The organism is Hyalangium minutum (assembly GCF_000737315.1).
Lineage (GTDB): Bacteria > Myxococcota > Myxococcia > Myxococcales > Myxococcaceae > Hyalangium > Hyalangium minutum.
This window is the reverse complement of record NZ_JMCB01000040.1, coordinates 40,479-60,049: the sequence shown is the minus strand read 5'-3', so window position 1 is coordinate 60,049 and position 19,571 is coordinate 40,479. Positions and strand designations below refer to the sequence as shown.

17 protein-coding genes are annotated in these 19,571 nt (G+C 65.5%); 7 read left to right on the top strand and 10 right to left on the bottom strand.

Annotated elements, in window-relative coordinates:
• Positions 1-1,037: sigma-54-dependent Fis family transcriptional regulator (locus DB31_RS44310; RefSeq protein ID WP_044200031.1), on the bottom strand; the 1,037-nt coding region annotated here is incomplete at its 3' end.
• 558 nt (positions 1,038-1,595) lie between these two features.
• Between DB31_RS44310 and DB31_RS44305 the strand changes: the two genes are divergently transcribed.
• Complete coding sequence (locus DB31_RS44305; RefSeq protein ID WP_044200028.1) at positions 1,596-2,339, top strand: hypothetical protein; 744 nt, start codon at positions 1,596-1,598, stop codon at positions 2,337-2,339.
• A 332-nt stretch (positions 2,340-2,671) separates the two neighbouring features.
• Here the strand turns inward: DB31_RS44305 and DB31_RS44300 are convergent, their stop codons facing one another.
• From DB31_RS44300 to DB31_RS44275, 6 genes are all read right to left on the bottom strand, one after another.
• Entirely contained in the window at positions 2,672-3,070 is a 399-nt protein-coding gene (locus DB31_RS44300) for a RidA family protein (RefSeq protein ID WP_044199037.1), read from the bottom strand.
• Between the two features lie 334 nt (positions 3,071-3,404).
• Positions 3,405-4,427: a chymotrypsin family serine protease gene (locus DB31_RS44295; RefSeq protein WP_157232446.1), complete on the bottom strand. Its 1,023-nt coding sequence runs from the start codon at positions 4,425-4,427 to the stop codon at positions 3,405-3,407.
• A 12-nt stretch (positions 4,428-4,439) separates the two neighbouring features.
• Positions 4,440-5,429 (bottom strand): hypothetical protein, encoded by a 990-nt coding sequence (locus DB31_RS44290; RefSeq protein WP_044199035.1) that lies wholly within the window; start codon positions 5,427-5,429, stop codon positions 4,440-4,442.
• Positions 5,429-7,087 carry a hypothetical protein gene (locus DB31_RS44285; protein ID WP_157232444.1) on the bottom strand — a complete coding sequence of 553 codons (1,659 nt, stop codon included), beginning with the start codon at positions 7,085-7,087 and terminating at the stop codon, positions 5,429-5,431. Before DB31_RS44285 ends, DB31_RS44290 begins: the two co-directional genes overlap by 1 nt.
• 697 nt (positions 7,088-7,784) lie before the next feature.
• Positions 7,785-8,039, bottom strand: coding sequence for a hypothetical protein (locus tag DB31_RS44280; RefSeq protein WP_044199031.1), 255 nt, complete (start codon positions 8,037-8,039; stop codon positions 7,785-7,787).
• Positions 8,036-8,218, bottom strand: coding sequence for a hypothetical protein (locus DB31_RS44275; RefSeq protein WP_052420683.1), 183 nt, complete (start codon positions 8,216-8,218; stop codon positions 8,036-8,038). The genes DB31_RS44280 and DB31_RS44275 overlap by 4 nt, the downstream gene beginning before the upstream one ends.
• A gap of 450 nt (positions 8,219-8,668) precedes the next feature.
• Between DB31_RS44275 and DB31_RS44270 the strand changes: the two genes are divergently transcribed.
• Positions 8,669-10,132, top strand: coding sequence for a S8 family peptidase (locus DB31_RS44270; RefSeq protein WP_083969213.1), 1,464 nt, complete (start codon positions 8,669-8,671; stop codon positions 10,130-10,132).
• Positions 10,133-10,370: 238 nt separating this feature from the next.
• Here the strand turns inward: DB31_RS44270 and DB31_RS49500 are convergent, their stop codons facing one another.
• A complete protein-coding gene (locus tag DB31_RS49500) occupies positions 10,371-10,514 on the bottom strand; it encodes an excalibur calcium-binding domain-containing protein (protein WP_169787169.1) in 144 nt (47 codons plus the stop codon).
• A 102-nt stretch (positions 10,515-10,616) separates the two neighbouring features.
• Here DB31_RS49500 and DB31_RS44265 point away from each other — a divergent pair, with 102 nt between their 5' ends.
• The 3 genes from DB31_RS44265 to DB31_RS44255 all read left to right on the top strand — a co-directional run bounded on the left by DB31_RS44265 (position 10,617) and on the right by DB31_RS44255 (position 13,769).
• On the top strand, positions 10,617-11,540 hold the full coding sequence (locus DB31_RS44265) for a DUF6310 domain-containing protein (RefSeq protein ID WP_044199083.1): 924 nt from the start codon (positions 10,617-10,619) through the stop codon (positions 11,538-11,540).
• 1 nt (position 11,541) lies between these two features.
• Complete coding sequence (locus DB31_RS44260) at positions 11,542-12,306, top strand: DUF5953 family protein (protein WP_044199029.1); 765 nt, start codon at positions 11,542-11,544, stop codon at positions 12,304-12,306.
• 686 nt (positions 12,307-12,992) lie between these two features.
• Positions 12,993-13,769 carry a hypothetical protein gene (locus DB31_RS44255; RefSeq protein ID WP_157232440.1) on the top strand — a complete coding sequence of 259 codons (777 nt, stop codon included), beginning with the start codon at positions 12,993-12,995 and terminating at the stop codon, positions 13,767-13,769.
• Positions 13,770-13,942: 173 nt separating this feature from the next.
• Here the strand turns inward: DB31_RS44255 and DB31_RS45880 are convergent, their stop codons facing one another.
• Both DB31_RS45880 and DB31_RS49495 read right to left on the bottom strand, forming a co-directional pair.
• On the bottom strand, positions 13,943-15,517 hold the full coding sequence (locus DB31_RS45880) for a thrombospondin type 3 repeat-containing protein (protein ID WP_052420681.1): 1,575 nt from the start codon (positions 15,515-15,517) through the stop codon (positions 13,943-13,945).
• A 140-nt stretch (positions 15,518-15,657) separates the two neighbouring features.
• Positions 15,658-16,842: a Kelch repeat-containing protein gene (locus tag DB31_RS49495; protein ID WP_044199025.1), complete on the bottom strand. Its 1,185-nt coding sequence runs from the start codon at positions 16,840-16,842 to the stop codon at positions 15,658-15,660.
• A 439-nt stretch (positions 16,843-17,281) separates the two neighbouring features.
• On the opposite strand from DB31_RS49495, the gene DB31_RS44240 reads away from it, so the two are divergent.
• Together DB31_RS44240 and DB31_RS44235 are read left to right on the top strand one after the other, a co-directional pair.
• The gene (locus DB31_RS44240) at positions 17,282-18,439 is read left to right on the top strand and encodes an AAA family ATPase (RefSeq protein WP_044199023.1); all 1,158 of its coding nucleotides are present in this window, start codon (positions 17,282-17,284) and stop codon (positions 18,437-18,439) included.
• A 179-nt stretch (positions 18,440-18,618) separates the two neighbouring features.
• Entirely contained in the window at positions 18,619-19,539 is a 921-nt protein-coding gene (locus tag DB31_RS44235; protein WP_044199021.1) for a LysR family transcriptional regulator, read from the top strand.
• Positions 19,540-19,571: the final 32 nt, after the last annotated feature.

The following is a 19,571-nucleotide window of genomic DNA, read 5'->3' as shown; positions in this document are numbered from 1 at the left end:
TCCAGCACGCGCAGCAGCTTGGCCTGCACCTCCAGCGGCATCTCCCCCACCTCGTCCAGGAAGAGGGTGCCGCCGTGCGCCGCCTCGAAGGCCCCCGTGCGCCGGGTGTCCGCGCCGGTGAAGGCGCCCTTCTCGTGGCCAAACAGCTCGCTCTCCAGCACCCCCGGCGCCAGCGCCGCGCAGTGGAGGGGGATGAAGGGCTTTTCGGCCCGCGGCGAGCACGCGTGCAGCGCCTTGGCCACCATCTCCTTGCCCGTGCCGGACTCGCCCAACACCATCACCGGCAGGTGGGAGGGCGCCACCCGCTGAATGAGCTCCACCAGGTGCCGCACCGCTGGAGCCGTGCCCACGATGTCGTGAAAAGACGCCGGCTCCGGGCCCAGGTGCAGCGGCTCGAAGAACAGCTCCGTCTCGCCCACCCGCAGCACCGTGTTCAGTGGCACCTCCGCCTCGAACAGACGCACCCCGTCCAGGTACGTGCCATTGGTGGAGCTCAAGTCTCGGACGTGGAAGCCCGCATCGAGCTGCCGCACTTCCAGGTGCCGGCTGGAGATGTACCGGTCCTGGATGACCACCGCGTTGCTCGGGTCCTTGCCCACCGTGAAGCTGCCGGGGTCCGGTGTGTACACGTACTCGGTGGTGCCTTGCTTCACGCGCACCTGGATGGGCGGCAGGCGGGTCTCCTCGGGGCCCTCGCGCGGCTGCAGCTCGGTGCCGCGCTGTGTCCGGGTGGGGCCCACAAGGCCTGCGGAGCCGCGCTCTCGGAACACCGCGACCCACTGGCCCAACTGCAGGCTCGTTCCATCCAGGAGCTCCCCGTGCTGCAGCCGCTGGCCCGCCACCACGATGCCCTGGCCCGACAAGTCCTCCAGCAGCCAGCGCGAGCCGTCCTGTCGCAGCGCCGCGTGCTGGCGGCTCACGTGAGGATCCGGAATGACGATGTCACTGTCCTCGGCGCGGCCGAGCACCACGCGCGGGCGCTCCAGCGCGACGCGGAGCACTTCCACGCCCCGGCGAAAGAATGTGAGTTCTGGCATGTCCCCCTCTCCTATATGCGAGAGCGGACGCCAAGGCTCACCGGTGAGCCCTGACGACCGGAGGCCTCAGGCAACAAGCCCTGGCTGCCAAGGCTCACCGGTGAGCCCTGACGACCGGAGGCCTCGGGAACAAGCCCTGGCCGCCAAGGCTCACCGGTGAGCCCTGACGACCCGACAGCTCGGAACCCCCTGGCCGCCATGGCTCACCGGTGAGCCCTGACAGCCGATGGCTCCGGAGCCGGCGCGACGGCCTGAGTCCGCGATCGCGGACTGTCCCTGTCGTGTACGGCGGAAGCTCACGCCTGTTCATTCAAGAGGTTAGAAGCCCCCTCTCTCCTCAGTACCTTCGTAACCCCTCCACTTTCCAGCGCTTTTTGACGAGAGTCTCCCAACGCGGACGTAACGTCCGCGATCGCGGACTCCGGTAAGGGGGCCATTTTCGCAAGTGCTTGTTTTCACACGCTCGGAGGTGTTGGCGCGCCGCGTGCTCTAGGGCCGTGCAACCGCAACGTCAAGCGGCCGGGGACGCATGGCGCGTCCTCAGGGGAAACCCCTCTCATGTTGAGCCTGTTCAAGAGCAAGGAAGCCACCCGCACCGTTTCAGAGAGCACCTTCACCGCCCGCGCCATCCCGGAGGGCACCCCGCTGGAGCAACTGCGCACCGAGCTGCTCGGGCTGTTCGCCCAGGAGAACACCAACCACCACCGCATGGGGGAGATCTACAACCACATCGTGGAGAAGAAGCTGGCGGAGAAGGCTGGCTACAAGGATGCGCCGGAGTACTTCAGCCAGCACCTGGCGGACCTGTCCCTGCCGACGCTGAAGGTGTACGGGACGGTGGCGGAGAACTTCAGCGAGCCAGTGGCGCGGCGCTTCGGCGTCACATGCCTGTCGGTGCTGCTGACGTACGCGGAGGCGGCCGGGCTGGAGCTGAACCACGAGGACCCGGGCCCCACGCCCATCGAGGTGCCGGACGAGAACGGGAATGTCACCGAGCAGCCGTTCGGCGCATGCAGCGTGGACCAAATGCGCCGGGCGCTGCAGCGCAAGCGCCGGCCCACCTCCAGCAAGCCGCTGCCCCCGGAGAAGGTGGCGCTGGCCGAGCAGTACTCCGAAGCGGTGGCGCAGCGCTTCCCCAAGGGCAAGGGCACGCTGGTGAAGCTCGCGCTTCGCAACCAGAAGGGCAGGGCGGTGGTGGACATCAAGGGCATCCCCCTGGAGCAACTGCTGCTGCTGGCCGAGGCGCTCACCGCCCAGCTGCCCGGCGTGAGCGACGAAGCGAAGTCGCCGTCACCGTCCTGACGTCCCCTTCGTGAGTCACGGCCCTGCGTTCCTGAAGCCTGGACGCGGGGCTTTGATTCCACCTCGGCATATCGCAACGCGCCCCGCCGTTGTCCTGACACTCCACTCAGTGGGCAGGTTCACGGTCATCGGGGCGGCTCCTGCCTCGCCGCTGCCTCAGGCGGCTCACTTGCCTCTTCCGGCTGACGTTCTCGGTGAAGGAGACTCGCCGTCCATCGACCGCCAGGCCAAGAAGCTTGCTCGCGGCGTGCAATCGAAGAGGAGACGTGCGACGTCACGTCGCCGAAAGATCAAGGAAGCGGGCATTCTCGACCTTCGGGATTCCAGCGGCCTCACTCGGCCGCAGGAATGCGGGCGATGACCTTGATCTCGAAGTCAAAGCCGGCAAGCCAGTTCACGCCAACCGCAGTCCAGTTTGGGTAGGGCGGCTCGCCGATTTCCTCGCCGCGTACGGCCATGATCGTTTCGAACTGAGCCTCCGGGTCGGTGTGGAAGGTGGTGACGTCGATCACGTCGTCGAAGGTGCATCCCGCTGCCGACAGGACCGCGCGCAGGTTGGCGAAGGCTCGCCGGACCTGATCCGCGAAAACCGGCTCAGGCGAGCCGTCCTCACGGCTGCCGACCTGCCCGGATACGAAGAGAAGATCGCCGGAGCGGATGGCGGCAGAGTAGCGATGCGCTTCGTACAGCCCATGGCGGTTTGCCGGGAAGATCGCGTCACGCTTGGACATGTCGGGTACCTTTGGGATGGAGTAGACAGATCGCGGGGATGGGCGAAAGGAGTGGAGCGCCGGTCGATATCATGAATGGCCGTATTCCCACGCACCCTCTGTGCTGAGGTCCGCGTGCCCCGCGAGTATCCCTTCATCTATCAGGTGAGCCAAATATGGGGCCGGCGAGCCCCATCCCCCCCAATGCCCCGCTCCGCCACGAGCGAGGAAGAGGGGCGAGGGGAGTCGAGCATGCGAGGACTGGGAGCACCGTACAGCCCCTGTCGCTGTGCCCTTCGACGCTGCAGGGCAAACTTTCAACCCGCCTCCCGCCAGGCTTCGGCATCTGGGAGGACTACAGGGGCTTGAGCTTGAGGTTCTTCAGCACGGTCTCCAGCGGGTTGGCATACGTCAGGCCTTTGCCGTTACTTCCGCCGCGCTCGGAGCCCGTAAGCAGCAGCCCGATCCCCTCATCTTTGTCATTAAGCACGACGGCGCCGGAGTCACCCTCTTGGGAGAAGGGCGAATCGCTCTCCACCTCGAGCTGATCATCGAACGAGTAGATGACGCCCCCGAGCCGCACTTGGAGATTGTCACAGTTCACGACGGACACCTTGCCCCTGGTCTTCCCCGTGCTCCGGCCGAGCTTCCAGACATTCATGTTCTCCGCGAGCTCCCTCGCGGGGACTACGCGCTGCATGGGCTTTCCGTCATAGGTGGGGTCCAGGCGGACGCCGTTCTTGAGGAGTGCATAGGCCGCGTCCACCACGTTGCTACCTCCTCGCCCGCGCTCGAGGCTGACGAAACGTTCGAGCGATGCGACGACGTTCGCGGGCTCCCGGCCCCCGTCCAGCGCTCCAGGCTGCAGGATGTTGTCTCGCTTTGTCGCGAGCCCCGCCACGGCCAGGATGTGGCTGTTGGACAGGATTCCGTGCCTCCCGTTTTGGTCCTCGACCAGGGCGCCGATCGTGCCCGCTCCCACGATGGGATGGCCGATGGAATAGCCTGGCTTGATGGGACGGACTTCCTCGCAGTATGGGGGCATCCCCGCCGATGCATCCCTGCCCAAGGTGAGCAGTCCGATGGACCGGACGTCTGCTTCGTTCCGAGCAAGTCCCACGGCATAGCTGGTGAAGGAAGTGGAGGCCGGGCTCTGCACCTGGATCCGGAGCGCGAGGCGGTAGTCGTCGATTTCGGAACCCACCGCCACTCCAAGGGCCACGCCGTGGGGCACGAGGTGATAAGGGGCCAGGGCCTTGGTGCGTGAGTCCATCGTCGCGGACATCATCTCCATGAGCGGGGTGACTTCCCCCGCCGCAATCCTGTCCAACTCCGCGGACAGCTCCTCCTTCAAGGCACGTGCGCTAGCGAGTTCCATGGCCGAGGTACCTCACGGGGAATCAGCAAGGGTCTTGCCTCTGCGGAGCGCTCCGCTGGTGGCATCGATCCGCATCGACACGATGCCCTCGGGCACGGTGATGTACGCGGTGAAGGTGCCTTGCTCATCCGTGACGCCGTTCACGGGGAGGATCTCGGCCTCCGGCGTCGTCTCGATGCGCACGGGCACGCCGTCGGCGATACCTCCGGCGACGGTGGCGGTGACGGTGACCGCGAAGACAGAGCCCGGAGGCGGCAGCGTGCTTGGTTGGAATGTCAGGTCCAGCTCGAGCGACTCGAGATCGGGAAGCAGTTCGACGGGGAGCACATCGTTCGCGCGTCCCTCGAGGTCGGCTCGCATGATGGCGCGCTCGGCCATGGTGAAAAGCACGGCGCTGGCCCAGCTCTTCCTCGGGCCCTCCAGGACACCCTGATCATCGCAGGGGATCGTCCCGAGGTTGATCCGGCGGGCAGTCTGCCCATCATCCAGGGTGCCCCCCTCCACCGTGAGGTTCACCGCTCCGCGGGCTGCTGAGCTGACGATGCACAGAGGAACGGTCAGCTGCCCGCCTTTACGTGTCGGGTTCCCACGCACGAGCTCGACCTTCGGCTCGTCCATGTGGAGGTCGAACACCTGCTCCTCGCCCACGACGCTCACGCGGGCTTGGAAGTGACCGCCCGTCGGCCAAGCGAGCTCGGTGAGCCCTGCGTAGGCGCCGCAATTGCCCTCCTGCTTCAACGCGAAGGTCGAGGTGACCACCGCACCGGTATCCAGCGTTGGCGTGGTGATGTCCGCCCGCGCGTTGAGCGGCCCGCAGAGCTGGCCGTTCTCCGGCTTGGGGACGCTGACCTTGACCGTGAACTTCCCTCCCGGAACCCACGGTAGGGTCTGGAGCCCGTCGGAGGCACGGATGTTGACCTCCGGGGAGAGCGTTCGCCGCTCCTCGGGAACACAGCTCAAGGCCAAGAGGCCTGCGAGACACACCTTCATGAGTGCGCGCATTAGTTTTTCGCTCCCGCTCCAATGACAGACACCAGTGAATCGGCGGCCGTCCCAAGCACCGCGAGATCGAAGCTCAGTCCCGCGGACACGACGGGCACGACGGTCTGTGCTGTCCTGAAGCCCTCCGGAGCCTTTGCCGTGCCTGCCGCCCCTGGCATCGCGATGAGGTCGCCTGGAGAATAGTCCGTGGCAACGGTGACGAACCGCATGCCCCCGCCGAACGTGAAATAGAGCCCCCTGCGGAGACGAACGCCCGCGCGCACATTCAGCTGGGTCAATGCGCCGCCGCCAGAGCCAACGAGCAGCGTCGGGCCAGCCCCCACGAACCACGTGTCATCGCAGAACCGGGAGCCAAGGAGCAGAGAGCCCGTCACCAGGCGCCGGGCATCGAACGGGTAGCGCAGCTCGAAGAGGGTCTCGGGACCGGAGGCACCGCCAGTGGACTCGAACCGAGGGGCTCCCATGGCCCAGCCAGCGTCCGACTTCGCCAATGCACTGTTGAGCCCGAATTCGGCCAGGAGCGCCCAGGAGGCGCTCGGCCTGGGCTTCACCTCGGCGCGGGTGATGGTGCTGACGTCCTTGGGACACGTCTTTCCTTCGCAGAACAAGATGTCCACGGTGGCGTCAGGCATCTCAGCCAGGACGTACGCGTGGCTCGTCAAGGGTTCGAGCGGAGCGATGTTGGAGGGTGGCTTGGGCTTGAGATCCTTGCATGCTTCCGAGAATCCTTCGGCCTCGGTCCACTCCTTATCAGCCGCATAACCCTTCAGAGGAGGCCCGGCCGGAAGCGTCCGTAGAATGATCGCCGCAAAACCAGAAAGGATCTGGGCGATATCCCTCTTCTCGCCTGTGCGCTCCTTGGCCTCGACCGTGATGTCGGTGCCATGCGGCGCGCTCGAGATGACAAAAGAGACCGCACGCTCCGGCTTCTGATTCTTGACGGTGTGCTTTCCTCGCTTCCAGACAATGTGGTGCACCGTCGTGTCGGGCCCTCCAAAAGGAACCTGGATGACATTGAGCAAGACCTGCTCGGGAGCGTCAAACCACAGGAGCTTCGGAGCAATCTCCGCGCAGTAGGACTGGATCTCCTTGGGCGTAAACGTGCCCTCCGTCAGCGGTTTGAGCCTCAACCACGCGACTTGGAGTTCGAACTCTCTGCGCGCTGTTTCCGAGTCATCCGCTGGCGCCGTGCCATAGCGGCTCATCTGCTGCGTCAAGCTGTACAAGGCTGAGGCGACTTCTTGGGCACGCGCGCACCGAGCAAGAACTGGAGAGCCGAGGTAGCCGGGGCCACAGGACGCGCGCGCTTGTGCTTCCTTGAGCACGGCCGCGACATCGGTCGAGAGTTTCCTGGGAGGAGGCTGACTCACGTCCTGGCCGTAGTCCCGCATCTGTTCACGGAGCGGCTTCAGGTCGAGCGCGTCGTCCACTGCCTGTGCTTCGATCAAGGTGGTTCGCAGCAGGTTTTCCGACCGTACGGCCTCTGCCTGTTCGTCCCACCGCTGCTGTTCCAGCGGATTGCGCGCGTTCCCGCTCAGCTTGATGGTTAGCACGGTCTGCGGTGATTTATCGTCCGGCTTGAGCGGGAGCTGGTAGAGCGTTCCGGGTGTCACTTGGCCGCACAGCAATTGGCGCTCCCCCGTGGCCTCGACGCTCACGGTGAGGGGGGCCGGTCCATCAGCCTCGAATCGGATCAGCGGCTCTGGAGACGGTCCTACGTCGACGGTCCCATCCACGTTGACCGTCCATCGTGCCGCGCTGCCCGGCGGCTTTGCGAAGCGGCTCGCGTCACATTTCGGATCCACCGTGGCTCCCGCCAAGGTGGTCCAGGCCAGAACAACGATCGCCACGCCCATGGAGCCCTCTCAGTTATCTCTGGAGTAGTTACCTCTGGAGTATTGAGTTCACGACACTACCATCGGCGAAGAAATGCCAGCATTTTCTCCAGAACAAGCCAACGACCCGCTCCAGCGCCAGCGCACCGCGTGCCCCTGTAGTGGCATGGCCGCTCCAGACCCTGCCTGTCGTTGGCGTGAAGGTGCGTGTTGGCGTGCAGGGAGAAGCCGCGCAGTCGCTGCTGGCAACAACCTGCCCACCACGTAGGCCCTGCCGCCGTGCCCTCCGGCGCTGCAAGGCGAACACCGCGCGCAGGAAGAGGGTGAGGACGTCCAAGACGAGCCCCACGTCCTTGAGCAGCACCCACCGCACCCGCTGCGGAAAGGACAGCGTCCACTGCCGGTAGCGTGCGTCTCGCTCCACGTACCAGGGCAGGCCGCTGAGGGCAGTAACGAAGAAAGGCGGCTGGGGTTTCCCTCTCGGGCCCGAGCCGCCTTCCTCATGGGTGAAGCGCGAAGACTAGTAGGCGTTGTTCTGGCCGAAGTTCTTCATCGTCTTCTTGTTCAGTTGCTCGTTGGACTCAGCGCCGTCGTTGGCCACCTGCGCGTTACCAGCGAGAGCTGCGGCCGAGGCGCCGAACAGCTTGCGGATGTTGTCACCGAACAGCGTGATCACGCCGATGGAGGCGATCGCGATCAGGGCGACGATGATGATGTACTCGGTCATGCCTTGACCACGAGCCTTGCGCAGCGGCTTCTCCGAGACGGCCTTCATTGAAACTCCTGAGGGTTGAGAGGCGGAGGGGTAAAAGGTGAAGACTGGTAGGCGTTGTTCTCGCCGAAGGTCTTCATCGTCTTCTGGTTCAGGTTCTGGTTGGACTCAGCGCCGTCGTTGGTCACCTGCGAGTTACCAGCGAGCGCGGCCGCCGAGGCACCGAACAGCTTGCGGCACATAGGAAGGACAGGAGCCCTCTTGTGCGTAGCGGGCGGGAGCAGAGCGGGAGGTGAGGGATCAGGCCTTGTCCCTTCCACCGGGCGATGGAGGGAATCTCCTGGAGTGGGAACGGCGCAGGGGCATGAGCTGTCTCTCTGGGGATACGAGTTGAGTCAACAGAGAGATAGATCAGTGCTTGACGCTTGCCTGTACCACTTTAGTCGCAGGACGACGGAAACGATCTTCCTGACGGGGAGCCCATGAGCCGCACTCTGGGCTGGCGCAGAAGCCATTCATCTCCAGCAGACACACGCCAGCCCAGCCCAGTCGCGATGTAAGGGCGCCTAACAAAAGCCCCTCCCAAGGGGGATCACCCCTTTGGGTGAGTGCTCCAGTCCTGACTTTTGTAGTTGTAATAGCTGGGGAGTTGCGAATCCCCTTGAAGCCAGGAAAGGCTGGTAAACAACGTCATGCGTTTTTCCAAGATGGTGCTGGGATTGGGTCTGCTGTGCCTGGGCGCCTGTGGTCCCACTGAGCAGTTGGAGGGGGCGGTCAGTCAGGAGGAGCTCGGCACTTCGGAGGGCCTGCTGCGCGCGAGCGAGCCCGTGCGGGGGCAGTACATCATCACCTTCAATGAGAGCATGAAGAAGAACGTGGGCGCCCAGGCCCAGGCGCTGGCGGCCGCGCACGGCGGCGAGGTGCTGCACGTCTACGAGCATGCACTGCGTGGCTTCGCGGCGAGGCTGCCGGAGTCGGTCGCGCTGGCTCTGACCCGCAACCCGAATGTGGCGCGGGTGGAGGAGGATGCTGTCATGCGCGCCGACGCGTGGACGCAGAACACCGTGGCCTACGCCCCCATCGACTTCTGGGGGTTGGACCGCGTCGACCAGCCCTCGCTGCCGCTGAGCAACACGTTCACCTACACCCGCACAGGCCGTGGGGTGAATGTCTACGTCCTCGACACCGGCATCTACACTGCCCACCAGGATTTCAACTACGGCACCACTGTCGCGGGGGCGCGCGCCTTCGGGGCATACTCCGCGGTGGCTGACGGCAACGGCACGAATGACTGCCATGGCCATGGCACCCACGTGGCCGGCACCATCGGTGGCTACCTCGCTGGCGTGGCGAAGGATACGCGCCTGTACGCGGTGCGCGTGCTGGGCTGCAACGGCACGGGCATGGCCTCGGACTTCATCGCTGGGCTTGACTGGGTCCGGCTCAACGCCACCAAGCCGGCGGTCGCCAACATGAGCCTGGGCTTCTCCGGCCGGGTCGCCACGGTGGAGACCGCGTTGACCAACCTCATCAACTCGGGCGTCACCGCGGTGGTTGCAGCCGGCAACAGCAACGTGCTGGCCTGCAACGTCACTCCGGCGGCCGTACCCGCGGCCATCACCGTCGGGGCCACCGACAACACGGACACCCGGGCGGGCTTTTCCAACTACGGCTCCTGCGTGGACCTGTTCGCCCCGGGCGTGGGCATCTGGTCTGCGGCCAACACTGGGGCCGCGTCCTACCGCTTGGATCATGGCACCTCCATGGCCGCGCCGAACGTCGCGGGCCTTGCGGCCCAGTACCTGGAGGGCGCCCCCGCGGCCACTCCGGCCACGGTGGCGAGCTGGGTTGTGATGACCAACGCCACCCGCAACAAGGTCATCAACCCGGGCGTTGGCTCGCCCAACCGTCTGGCCTCCGTCTCCCCGGATGACCCCTGCGCCGCGACGGTCGGAACCGGCACGTACAAGGGGTACATCTGCGACTCCAACCTGAACTTCATTTCGACGCAGAACATCTCGTGCCAGTACGCCCGAGACAATTGCTTGCTCAACGCCAGCAACAACCCCAGCCGTAGCTTCTACTGCACGTGGAATGGCATCCCCGTCTACCGCAGGGAGGTGTCGGCTGGCGTCTGCAACGCCATTGCGCAGTAGCCTGACGGCGCGTCCCCCCCGGCAAGCAGAACCTGGACGCGCCCCCGCTCCCGGCACCGGCCCAGGAGGGGAGGAAGGCGAACACACGCGCCGGGGCGCCGCCCGTGGTTGACGCGGCCGTCCTCGCCGTGGGGCTTCGTGAAGACGTGCGAGCCCCACGGCGAACACGGAGGGAGCTACTTCGTGAGCGTCGAGGAGCGGTCGGCTCGTGGCAGGGGCTTGCCGGGGGCTTTCTGCCTCAGCGCATCCCCTGGAGGGCACGCTTCGGGGCTGCCGTGGCCGTCGGCCGGAGCACCTTGTACCGGTCGAAGGGGGCGGGGTTGGACTCGCACGCAATGCCGTCGTTGTCTCCGTCGAGGTTGTTGGGGGCTGTGGTACACACCCTCATCCACGAGAGCTGCCAGGAAAGAGGATGCTGGCCTACTCCCGAACGGCTCCGCCTTGACCCGCGCGGCCCCCACGCTGGATTGAGAAGGACGTGGCCATGCTCTCTCGCACCTGTATTGCCTCCCTGCTCCTGTTCCTGCTCTCGGCCTGCGCCACGACGGAGCCGAGTCCGGGAGAGCGAGTGGCCCCAAACCTCAGAGTCGCCAACCTTCAGCGGGCGGCGCAGTACCCCTGGATGGATGACGGACACTGCGTGGTGAGAGAAGCCTCCAACGAATGGCCTGTCCTGGCGGAGCGGTGTTATCCCGCCCTCGACCGCAACCGGGTCGAGTTTCGCGATCTTACCAGAAGATGCTCTGTCGCCTCCGCGGGTGCGGCTGCCGTGGGCGTGGGTCTCTGCGTCTTCGCGGCACCGGAGATCCTCATTGGAGCCGTGGTGGTGATGGGCGTCGTGGTGGTGGCGGTTGCCATTCAAGAAGAGTTGGAGGCGTACGAGAGAAGTGCGTCCCGTGAGCGTGGCAGGCCGACGACTCAGACACGGCCATCCCATGAGGAGGAACCCGAGGCGAACCGCGAGCCCACACCCAGTGGATTGGGGCGGGACTGGTTCCCGCCGGATCCGCCCATCTCCTCAGACCCGAGTCATCGCCGCCCCGAGTGCACGCCCAGGCGGGCTTTCCATCGTGGCGGCAATGACCCGCACAATGCATGCGCCGACAAAGTTCCGAATAACGGCTTCCCCGGCTGGGATGTGCTCGTCAACGGAAAGCACTTCGACGCGCTGCAACTGGCCACCCGCACGTTGTGGGAGGTCAAGACCGACAACTTCGATACGTACTCGCCCGACCTTCGAGAAATTGTGGTCGACAGCCAGGTAGAGAAGTTGCGGATTGAGCGTGGCCTCGCTCTGGCTTGCGGATTTCACTTCCGGGTCGGTGTGCGGAGCCTTGCGCACAAAGCCGCGCTGGAACTCGCGGATCCAGATCTCCGGGGCCTCATCGAAGTCATGGACTGGTGTTGAAATGCCTGCCACGCGTCCCAATGAAATCGCCCTGGCCGTCTACGCGCCTGGACTCGAGGGCAACGATGGCCGCCCTTCGGCTGTGGTTCATGGAATGGAGCGCGCGCTCCCTGGCTTGCGCCTGGAGTGGACGATTTCGAGCGAGGGGAAGCGCATCCCTGTGCCGCAGCGCGAGGCATTTCTCGCCCGAGGGAGGCCCAACGGGCGTGGCTTTCCGCTCCTTCGCAACGAGGATGATGGTTTTCGAGTCACGGTGACAGGCTGGGAGAAGCCGACGCAGCTCGCCCCGGGCGGTCAGGCCCAGTTTGAAGTCCATGCCGTGCTGCCACTTGCGGCCAAGGGCATCGCGGCGGCAGCGGAGGTGCTGGAGGCCGTCGCGGAGGGGGCTCGCGCGTGCTGGGGGCTCGCGACGCCCTTCAGCGCAGGGGTGGACATCGCACGCCAGACGAAGAGCCGGCCAGACGACCTGGAGCCCCCTCCTCGCGGATTGCCGGTGCTCAAGTCCCCGAGTGCCATGCGCTCGCCAGAGATTCCGCATCGGCTTGGGTGGCTGAACTATTGGTCTGCCGCTGCCGCACGAGCCATCGGGTTTCCAGACCCGGCGCGCGATGCCGAACTGCTCTCACGCTCGCGGCGCACGGCGTCGGGCGGGTGGGTGGTTCATCTCACTGAGGCACCGCTCGAACTCGACATCCCCGCACACCTCGACGCGTTGAAGCGAGCCTATGAGCGATTCCCGGAGATTGGTGGGCGCTCTGCCTCTTGAGCGAGGCCGGGGCGCTCCCAGCCGCGAGCAGCTTGCGCTCGCCCCCGAGTGTGTAGAGGGTCACTCCTCTGCCGCAGCCGGCATCGGCTCAAAGCCGAACTCGTATGTATGCAGTGTTCCATTCGTCGCGAGCGAGGAACCTAGCCCCCACGAATGCCTGGAGTCTGTGACGCTCGCCATGAAAGGCGAAGCGCGCGAGCCAAGATTTTGACAGACAGGGATGGTGCTGCTGTTCTCGCCAGGCATCATCCCCATTGTCCCAGAGAGCCCTCGCCGAGTGAGGCGCAGTCGATGCCCAGCTCGTGAGGCGATACGTCATGCCGCTCTATCGATACAAGTGTTTCCGTTGCGGGAAAGAGTTCGTGACAAACGAGCGATACGGGGACGTCGCCAGCGGTGTCTACGGCGGATGCCCGAAGTGCGGAACGCTCATTACCAAGCTCAACCTGGTTGGCAGAGAGGAGGATCGCCAGCAGGCCTTCCAGGAGGACCTTGGCGCGGTCTCCCAATGGTTGAGGCGGATGCGCAGAGCCGATGAGCTCATGAGCAGCCGTGGGTCTTCTGGGTTCGGCATGAGGCCCTATGTCGGGACAAACGCCCTCGAGCCTGCCATCACACAGCTCGAGAACCAGATGGCGTCGGCCCTCCTCCTCCTGCTCGGGAGGGTGGGACCCTGGCAAAGGCGGATGCTCTTCCAAGCGCTCAACAACTCCGTCATCGATTCAACCACGAAGGGAGTCCTGAGCAATGCGAGTCCCCTGCTCGTCTTCCGCTTCTGCAACGGGAGGCGGGGGGGGCTCGCCGCCGCGTGCCAGGGCTCCATCGGTCACGAGGATTGCCTGGAGGAGTGCTGGACACCGGACCGCGGGCGGGGCACCACGACCAAAGCGTCGCGGGAACACCAGCGAGGGAAGAAGAAGCAGGAGGAGGGCTCCCACAACTCCGACGTCGTCTCGACGACCTGCTCGCTTCGAAACCTGGTTCGCTCCTCGGCGGGGCGCTACGCGTGCACGCCGGGCGGCCAGGTCGTGCCCATCTTCTTCGGCGCCAGCCACATGCCGCAGGTCTTGCAGCAGCAGTACGCGCACATGTGGGCTCCCACCATCGTGCTCATCCTGATCCCTCCGGGCTCGTACGTGGTCGACTGGGAAGATTTCCTGGTCAACTCAACCTCGGAGAACACCTCGGCGGACGTGTCGTTTTTCGAGCGCGAAGTCTCGTATGATACCTTTGGTGGAAATTATCACCTGGCCGACGAACTCATCCTTTTCATCGGCGGAAATCCGTTCCATGGCATGGTCCAATCGAGCAGCAGCTTGGGCCTCCACCTCAACAGCTCCTCGAGGAAGACTGGGAGTAAGAAGCCGCTCTTCGGTGGGCCGTCCTTCGGCAAGCCGCCCTTCGGCAAGCCGCCCTTTGATCCGAAGGGCGGAGGAGGAGGATCCGGCTCGTTCTTTACCTGAAATGTTCATGTTCGACCGGAAACCGCGCTCCCTCGCCGCACGTTCTCCGGACACGGCACCCGCCTCGCGCGACGCATAGAGAGGGATGGGGGCCCAGTTGGGTGAACGTCACCGCACCGGAGCCCCTACCAAACGCGACATGTGCCTGGCCTCCCTCCCGAGAGGCATGGCCCTTACTGCTGACGCCGGCGCCGGACCAGGACGAGCCCCGCCAACCAGAACAACAGCGCGCTCGGCACCGAACCCGTGGAGCAACCGCACCCGCTGTCGGGCTCGCCGGGAGGTGTATGCCCCGGGAAGTCGCTGTCGCAGGCGTTGCCCACGCCGTCACCATCCTTGTCAGCCTGATCCGTGTTGGCCACCCGCGGGCAGTTGTCGCTGGCGTCCGCCACGCCGTCGTTGTCGTCGTCGAGATCGCAGGCATCGCCCTCGCTGTCACTGTCGGCGTTGGCCTGATCCGCGTTGGCCACCCGCGGGCAGTTGTCCGTCCCGTCGAGCACGCTGTCGTTGTCGTCGTCCGCGTCACACGCGTCGCCGCTGGTGTCCTGGTCGCTGTTGGCCTGATCCGCGTTGGCCACCCGCGGGCAGTTGTCGCTGGCGTCCAACACGCTGTCGTTGTCGTCGTCCGTGTCACAGACATCGCCGCTCGCGTCCTGGTCATTGTTGGCCTGATCCGCGTTGGCCACCAGCGGGCAGTTGTCGCTGGCATCCAGCACGCTGTCGTTGTCGTCGTCTGGGTCGCACGCGTCGCCGAGTTGGTCATTGTCCGTGTCCGCCTGATCGGCGTTCGCCACGGATGGACAGTTGTCGATGGTCTGCCCGATGCCGTCATGGTCGTTGTCGCCCATGATGGCAATGCCCCAAGGCCGAGACGAGGCCGAGATCGTCGTCACCGTGCGTGTCGCCGTGTCGATCACCGAGATGTTGTTGCTGTTGTAGTTCGTCACATACGCGCGAGCCCCGTCCGACGAGAACGCCACGACTCGCGGCTGCGTGCCCACCGGCACCGTGGCCACCACGCTCAGCGTTGCCGAGTTGATCACTGACACGGTGTTGGCCAACAGGTTGGGCACGTAGAGCTCGTCCCCGCCCGGTTTGACGGCGACGTAGACAGGGGCCGAACCTACCGTCACGGCGGCTATCTCCGTTTTAGTCGCCGTGTCCATCACCGTCACGACGTTGTCGCTAAAGAACGCCGCGTACGCGAAGTCCCCATCAGGTGAGAACGCGAGCCAGGTGGGAGAATTGGCCCCATGCCCGGGCAGGTTGAAGGTCGCCACCACCGTGTTCGTGGCTGTGTCAAAGACAGCGATCGAAGGACCGGCGGTCGCGACCCAGACGGATTCCCCGTCCGGGGTGCTCTCCAAGGCTGAGCAAGACATCGAGATCGTCGAGACGACCGTGTTGGTGGCCAGATCGATGACAGAGACGGTGCCGCTACCGTTGTTGCACGCATAGAGGGTCCCCCTGTTGGTGGCAGCCACCGCCGTCACGATGTTGCCCGTGGGAACGCTGGCGAGCACCGTGTTCGTTGTCGTGTCGATGATCTGCACCGCGTTGGAGGACACCGAGAACAGGCGCCTGCTGTCGGCGCTCAGCCGGAGATTCCGGGAGCCCGTCCCTGAGATGCTACCTGTCTCGGTATGGGTGACCGTGTCGATAATCCGCACCGAGCTGTTGCCTGAATTGGCGACATAGGCATTGACTTGTGCGTGTGCGACGCCCGTGCTGAGCACTGTCGCAAGCAATCCGACCACTGCTTGTGAAAACGGCTTCCCCAAATCACTCATACTTACTCCCTGTATTGCGTTGTGTTGGAACCGCACGATTTGGGCCATGGCCGCACGGGAACGTGCGGCAGTGGATATGGGACCGAGTGCGCCGCGGATCAGGGCTTCGCCCAGGACAGCTTCCAGAGATCGTCGAGGAACGCGCTCTGGCCGCCGTCGGACGTGGCCCCCCCGTTCAAGTAGAGCTCGTAGGCGGCGGACGTCTCTCGCAGGAACGCGATGCCTCCGACGCGCGCCGGAGGAACGGAAGCGGGGTCCAGGGCCACTTCGGTCCATTGATTGTCCCGCACCGAGTAGAACCACAGGTCGCTGGAGAGGCCGTCGAAGCGCTGGCCCCCGAAGACGACCAAGCCACCCCGGAGGGTGTCGAAGAAAGCCACGGCGTTGTCGCGCGGTGCGGGCAGGGGACCCGTGGGGTGGAGCTGGGTCCACGTGAGCGTCTCCAGGCTCAAGGACCACAGGTCGTTCTCATAATTCGTCGGACCGAACAGCTCCCCGGCCGGTGTCGAGGGCCCCTGATCAGCCCCAAGCCGGTAGCCGCCGAACACCAGCAGCGCGTGGCTGTCGGGATCGTATCCACCGACGACCCAGGCCCGAGGGGCTGGCTTTTCTCCGGAAGTGGGGACGAGCCTCCAGCCCGTGTCCTGGCCATAGACGGCGACATCATTGCGAAGGCCGGTGGACGTCGTGGCGAAGCGTGAGAGCGTGTTGCCCACCCCCCCCACCGCGTAGATGGCCGTCTTCTTGGAAGAGCCTGCCTCCGGCACTTCCACCACCAGGGCGGAGGAGCGCCGGACGGCGAACGTGTCTCCCAGCGCTTCCGCCGGCACGCTGTGCCAGCGCTGTCCCTGCGTGTCGTAGGTCCACATCTCGGGGAACATCAGGTCCGAGCCCGTCCGGAACCGGCCCCGCCCGCCCACGATGCTTACGCATTCACTGCACGGGCCGGGCATCAGCAGGGTGTCGGCACGCGCGGCGGGCGTCTCCGGTGTGGTCAGCTTCGTCCACGTGGCCGTGGAGACGTCCAAGGCATAGAAGTCGTTGACGGTGAAGTCGTTGGGGAAGTTCTCACGCTGGCCGCCGAAGCGATAGACGACCTCGCGGTCACCCTCTGTCCGGGCGAACGAGGCGCCCGCCTCCCAGAGGGAGGGAGGGAGGTCTCCGTGCTGAGGAACAGGCTCCCAGCGAGGGCTGGCGCAGCGCTGCAGCTCCGCTCCCCTGAAGGAAGCGGCTTCGCAGCCTGGGGATGCGGAGCCACACGCGCTCGCCACAAGCAGGAGCATGAGGTGGACTCCCACGCAGAGCAGGCTTTTCGGGAGGACGCTCCAGGCGGACGCGTGCGTCGGCGGGCGGCGGGGGCGGGGGGCTGGCGCGGAGGGCGTCATAGGACATGCGGACAAGCAGGCGGAACGTCGGGGTGCCCGGATGGCGCTGCAGGCCCGCCCCCGCGCCCACGCCGAGGTGAAACCGCTCCCCGACGCGGACATGACAACGGCTTTGGATAGGAATCGACGCATCAGGCGCTCTTTGAAAGCCCTCAGGATACGGCACTCTCTACCCAGAGCGTCAGTCAATGGATATTGGCCCAAGTGCTTACCACGACTCGAAACGAGGAGCGCGAGCGCGGAGGGCTCCCCCCGCTCGCCGAGAGCCCCCAGAGCATGTAGAGATCCAAGGAAGTGCTGGCTCACGGTACACCTGCAGCCACGCCAGGAGGCACCCATGGGACTTGAGATCGACGCGTGGTACGGCTCCGGGTGGGAGCCCTCCGAATCCGATCGCTTCATCGGCGCGTCACGTGACGACCTGGGCTCGCAGGAGTCGGTCGCGTTCTGGCACCACCGGACTCGCAGCCTCGTGACCCCGCAGCCCTCCAAGCGCGCGGGCGGCGCGCTGGTGCTGGGGCGCTTCAACCCTCCGCACCTGGGGCATTCCTTTCTGCTCCAGGCAGCGGAGCAGGCCGTGCAGGGGCCGCTCATCGTCTTCGTGGTCGGCAAGAGACAGGACCCGCTCCCCGTCCCGACTCGGAGGGACGTGATTCAAACCTTGCTGCACGGTCGTCCATTCAGCCACGCGACGACGGCGCTCGATGTGCCCATCACCGGATCGCCCGATCAGCCCGAGTTCTGGCAAGCATGGGCCAATTATCTCAGCAGCCGGAACCTGCACCCGGAGATCCGGACGCTCGTCGCGTCGGATCCCCAGGCGCAAGAGCTCGCCTCCCGGCTGAAGCTGGACTTCGTCCTGGTCGATCCCGAGCGCCGCAACGTCCCGATCAGCGCGACGATGATCCGCAAGGCGCCGTGGGAGCACTGGTCCTTCGTTCACCCCGACGCGCGGCGGCACTTCACCTGCTCGGTGGTGCTGCTAGGTCCGGAAGGCGCCGGCAAGACAACGCTGTCCCAGACGCTGGCCAAGCACTACAACGTCTCGCGAGCCCCCGAGTACGTGGCGTACTGGTCGTCCAAGAACATGGGCAAGACTCCGGCTCAGGGTGACTTCGATGAACTGGCGAGAGCACAGCGCGCGGTTCTCGCGACCGCACAGGGCAACACGAAGCGTTTTTTCGTGGCCGACACGGATCTGATCTCGCTGATGCTCTGGAAAGAGCGGCTCTACGGAGTCAGAGAGCGCTCCCTGCTGTCGCCCTCGGAGCTCGGAGATCTGTACCTTGTGCTCGATGACGCGCCGTGGGCTGGGCCCGCCCATCGGGACGAGCCCGCTGCGCGTCAAGCCTTCGTCCAGTCCTGCATGGAGGCTGTGCGCGCCGAGGGCAGGACGCCCGTGCTGATCTCGGGTCCCCGCGAGTCACGCGCCGCCGCAGCCATCAAGGCGATTGATACCTGGGTGAAGACGAACCCCGCCGCTTTGGAGAGATGAAGCCCGGAGTGCTCATCCCTTTCTACGGCTCGTCGGGCCACCATGTCACCCAGAGATACGGCATGCAGCATCTCCGCGAAAGCTGCACGATCGGTATGGGCTGTTTAGAAAAAAGCGGACGTTCGCTCGAACATGTGGCGCTGGCTCTGTGCGGAGCTCCCGTGTAGAGAACCTTCACGATGGCCTTCACGCTGCTCAACCCGCTTAACGCCTTCATCGTCGTCGCTCGGCGCCTCAGCTACGCGGCGGCGGCGCGAGACCTCGGCGTGTCGACGTCGGCGCTCAGCCAGTCGGTCCGACAGCTCGAGGAGCGGCTCGGCGTCGCGTTGCTGACGCGCACCTCGCGCAGTGTCGCCCTGACCGACGCCGGCCATCGCCTGCTCGACAACGCCGGACCTGCCGTCGATCAAGCGCTCGAGTCGCTGAAGACCGTGCGGGCCAAGCGAGGCGAGGTGACGGGCCGCGTGCGCCTCAGCGTACCCAGCGCATCGGTCTCGATGGTCCTCGCGGATCTCCTCCCGCGCTTCATCGCGCGCTACCCGAAGGTGGGCGTGGAGGTCCATGTCGACGACCGCTTCGTGAACACCGTGGCCGGCGAGTTCGACGCCGGCATGCGGCTCATCGAGTCGATCGATCGCGACATGGTCCACGTCCGCCTGTCGGGCCCGACGCGCTTGGTGGTGGTCGGCGCGCCGTCGTACTTCGAGCGAAAGGGCGTGCCACAGAAGCCCCAGGATCTCCTCCAGCACGACTGCATCTGCATCCGCCGGTCCCCCAGCGGAGAGCCGTGGGCGTGGGAGCTCGAGCGTGGCAAGAAGACCTACCGCGTACCGGTTCGCGGACCGGTGACGACGAACGATGCCGAGCTGATGCGCACTATGGCTGTCGCGGGCGTGGGATTGTTCTACTCACTCGAGCGCCGCGTCGAGAGCGATCTCACGACCGGGCGCCTGCGCGTCGTCCTCGAGCCGTACACACCCGAGGTGCCGGGGCTCTACCTGTACTTCCCGAAGCGGTCGCAGGTCTCGCCCGCGCTCAAGGCGTTCGTCGAGGTCGCCCGCGAGCAGGTGAAGGCTGACCGGGCGGGCGGAGCAACGTGAAGTTTTTCTAAACCCCGCATGCAGTTCATGCT

What these genes read in the sequence shown, in the direction of transcription:
- DB31_RS44235 (WP_044199021.1), top strand. Translation starts at nt 18,619, where the DNA reads ATGGCCTTCACGCTGCTCAACCCGCTTAACGCCTTCATCGTCGTCGCT.
- DB31_RS49495 (WP_044199025.1), bottom strand. Translation starts at nt 16,842, where the DNA reads ATGCTCCTGCTTGTGGCGAGCGCGTGTGGCTCCGCATCCCCAGGCTGC.
- DB31_RS44305 (WP_044200028.1), top strand. Translation starts at nt 1,596, where the DNA reads ATGTTGAGCCTGTTCAAGAGCAAGGAAGCCACCCGCACCGTTTCAGAG.
- DB31_RS44295 (WP_157232446.1), bottom strand. Translation starts at nt 4,427, where the DNA reads ATGGAACTCGCTAGCGCACGTGCCTTGAAGGAGGAGCTGTCCGCGGAG.
- DB31_RS44255 (WP_157232440.1), top strand. Translation starts at nt 12,993, where the DNA reads ATGCTCTTCCAAGCGCTCAACAACTCCGTCATCGATTCAACCACGAAG.
- DB31_RS44265 (WP_044199083.1), top strand. Translation starts at nt 10,617, where the DNA reads ATGCTCTCTCGCACCTGTATTGCCTCCCTGCTCCTGTTCCTGCTCTCG.
- DB31_RS44275 (WP_052420683.1), bottom strand. Translation starts at nt 8,218, where the DNA reads ATGTGCCGCAAGCTGTTCGGTGCCTCGGCGGCCGCGCTCGCTGGTAAC.
- DB31_RS44290 (WP_044199035.1), bottom strand. Translation starts at nt 5,429, where the DNA reads ATGCGCGCACTCATGAAGGTGTGTCTCGCAGGCCTCTTGGCCTTGAGC.
- DB31_RS44270 (WP_083969213.1), top strand. Translation starts at nt 8,669, where the DNA reads ATGCGTTTTTCCAAGATGGTGCTGGGATTGGGTCTGCTGTGCCTGGGC.
- DB31_RS44280 (WP_044199031.1), bottom strand. Translation starts at nt 8,039, where the DNA reads ATGAAGGCCGTCTCGGAGAAGCCGCTGCGCAAGGCTCGTGGTCAAGGC.
- DB31_RS44240 (WP_044199023.1), top strand. Translation starts at nt 17,282, where the DNA reads ATGGGACTTGAGATCGACGCGTGGTACGGCTCCGGGTGGGAGCCCTCC.
- DB31_RS44300 (WP_044199037.1), bottom strand. Translation starts at nt 3,070, where the DNA reads ATGTCCAAGCGTGACGCGATCTTCCCGGCAAACCGCCATGGGCTGTAC.
- DB31_RS44260 (WP_044199029.1), top strand. Translation starts at nt 11,542, where the DNA reads ATGCCTGCCACGCGTCCCAATGAAATCGCCCTGGCCGTCTACGCGCCT.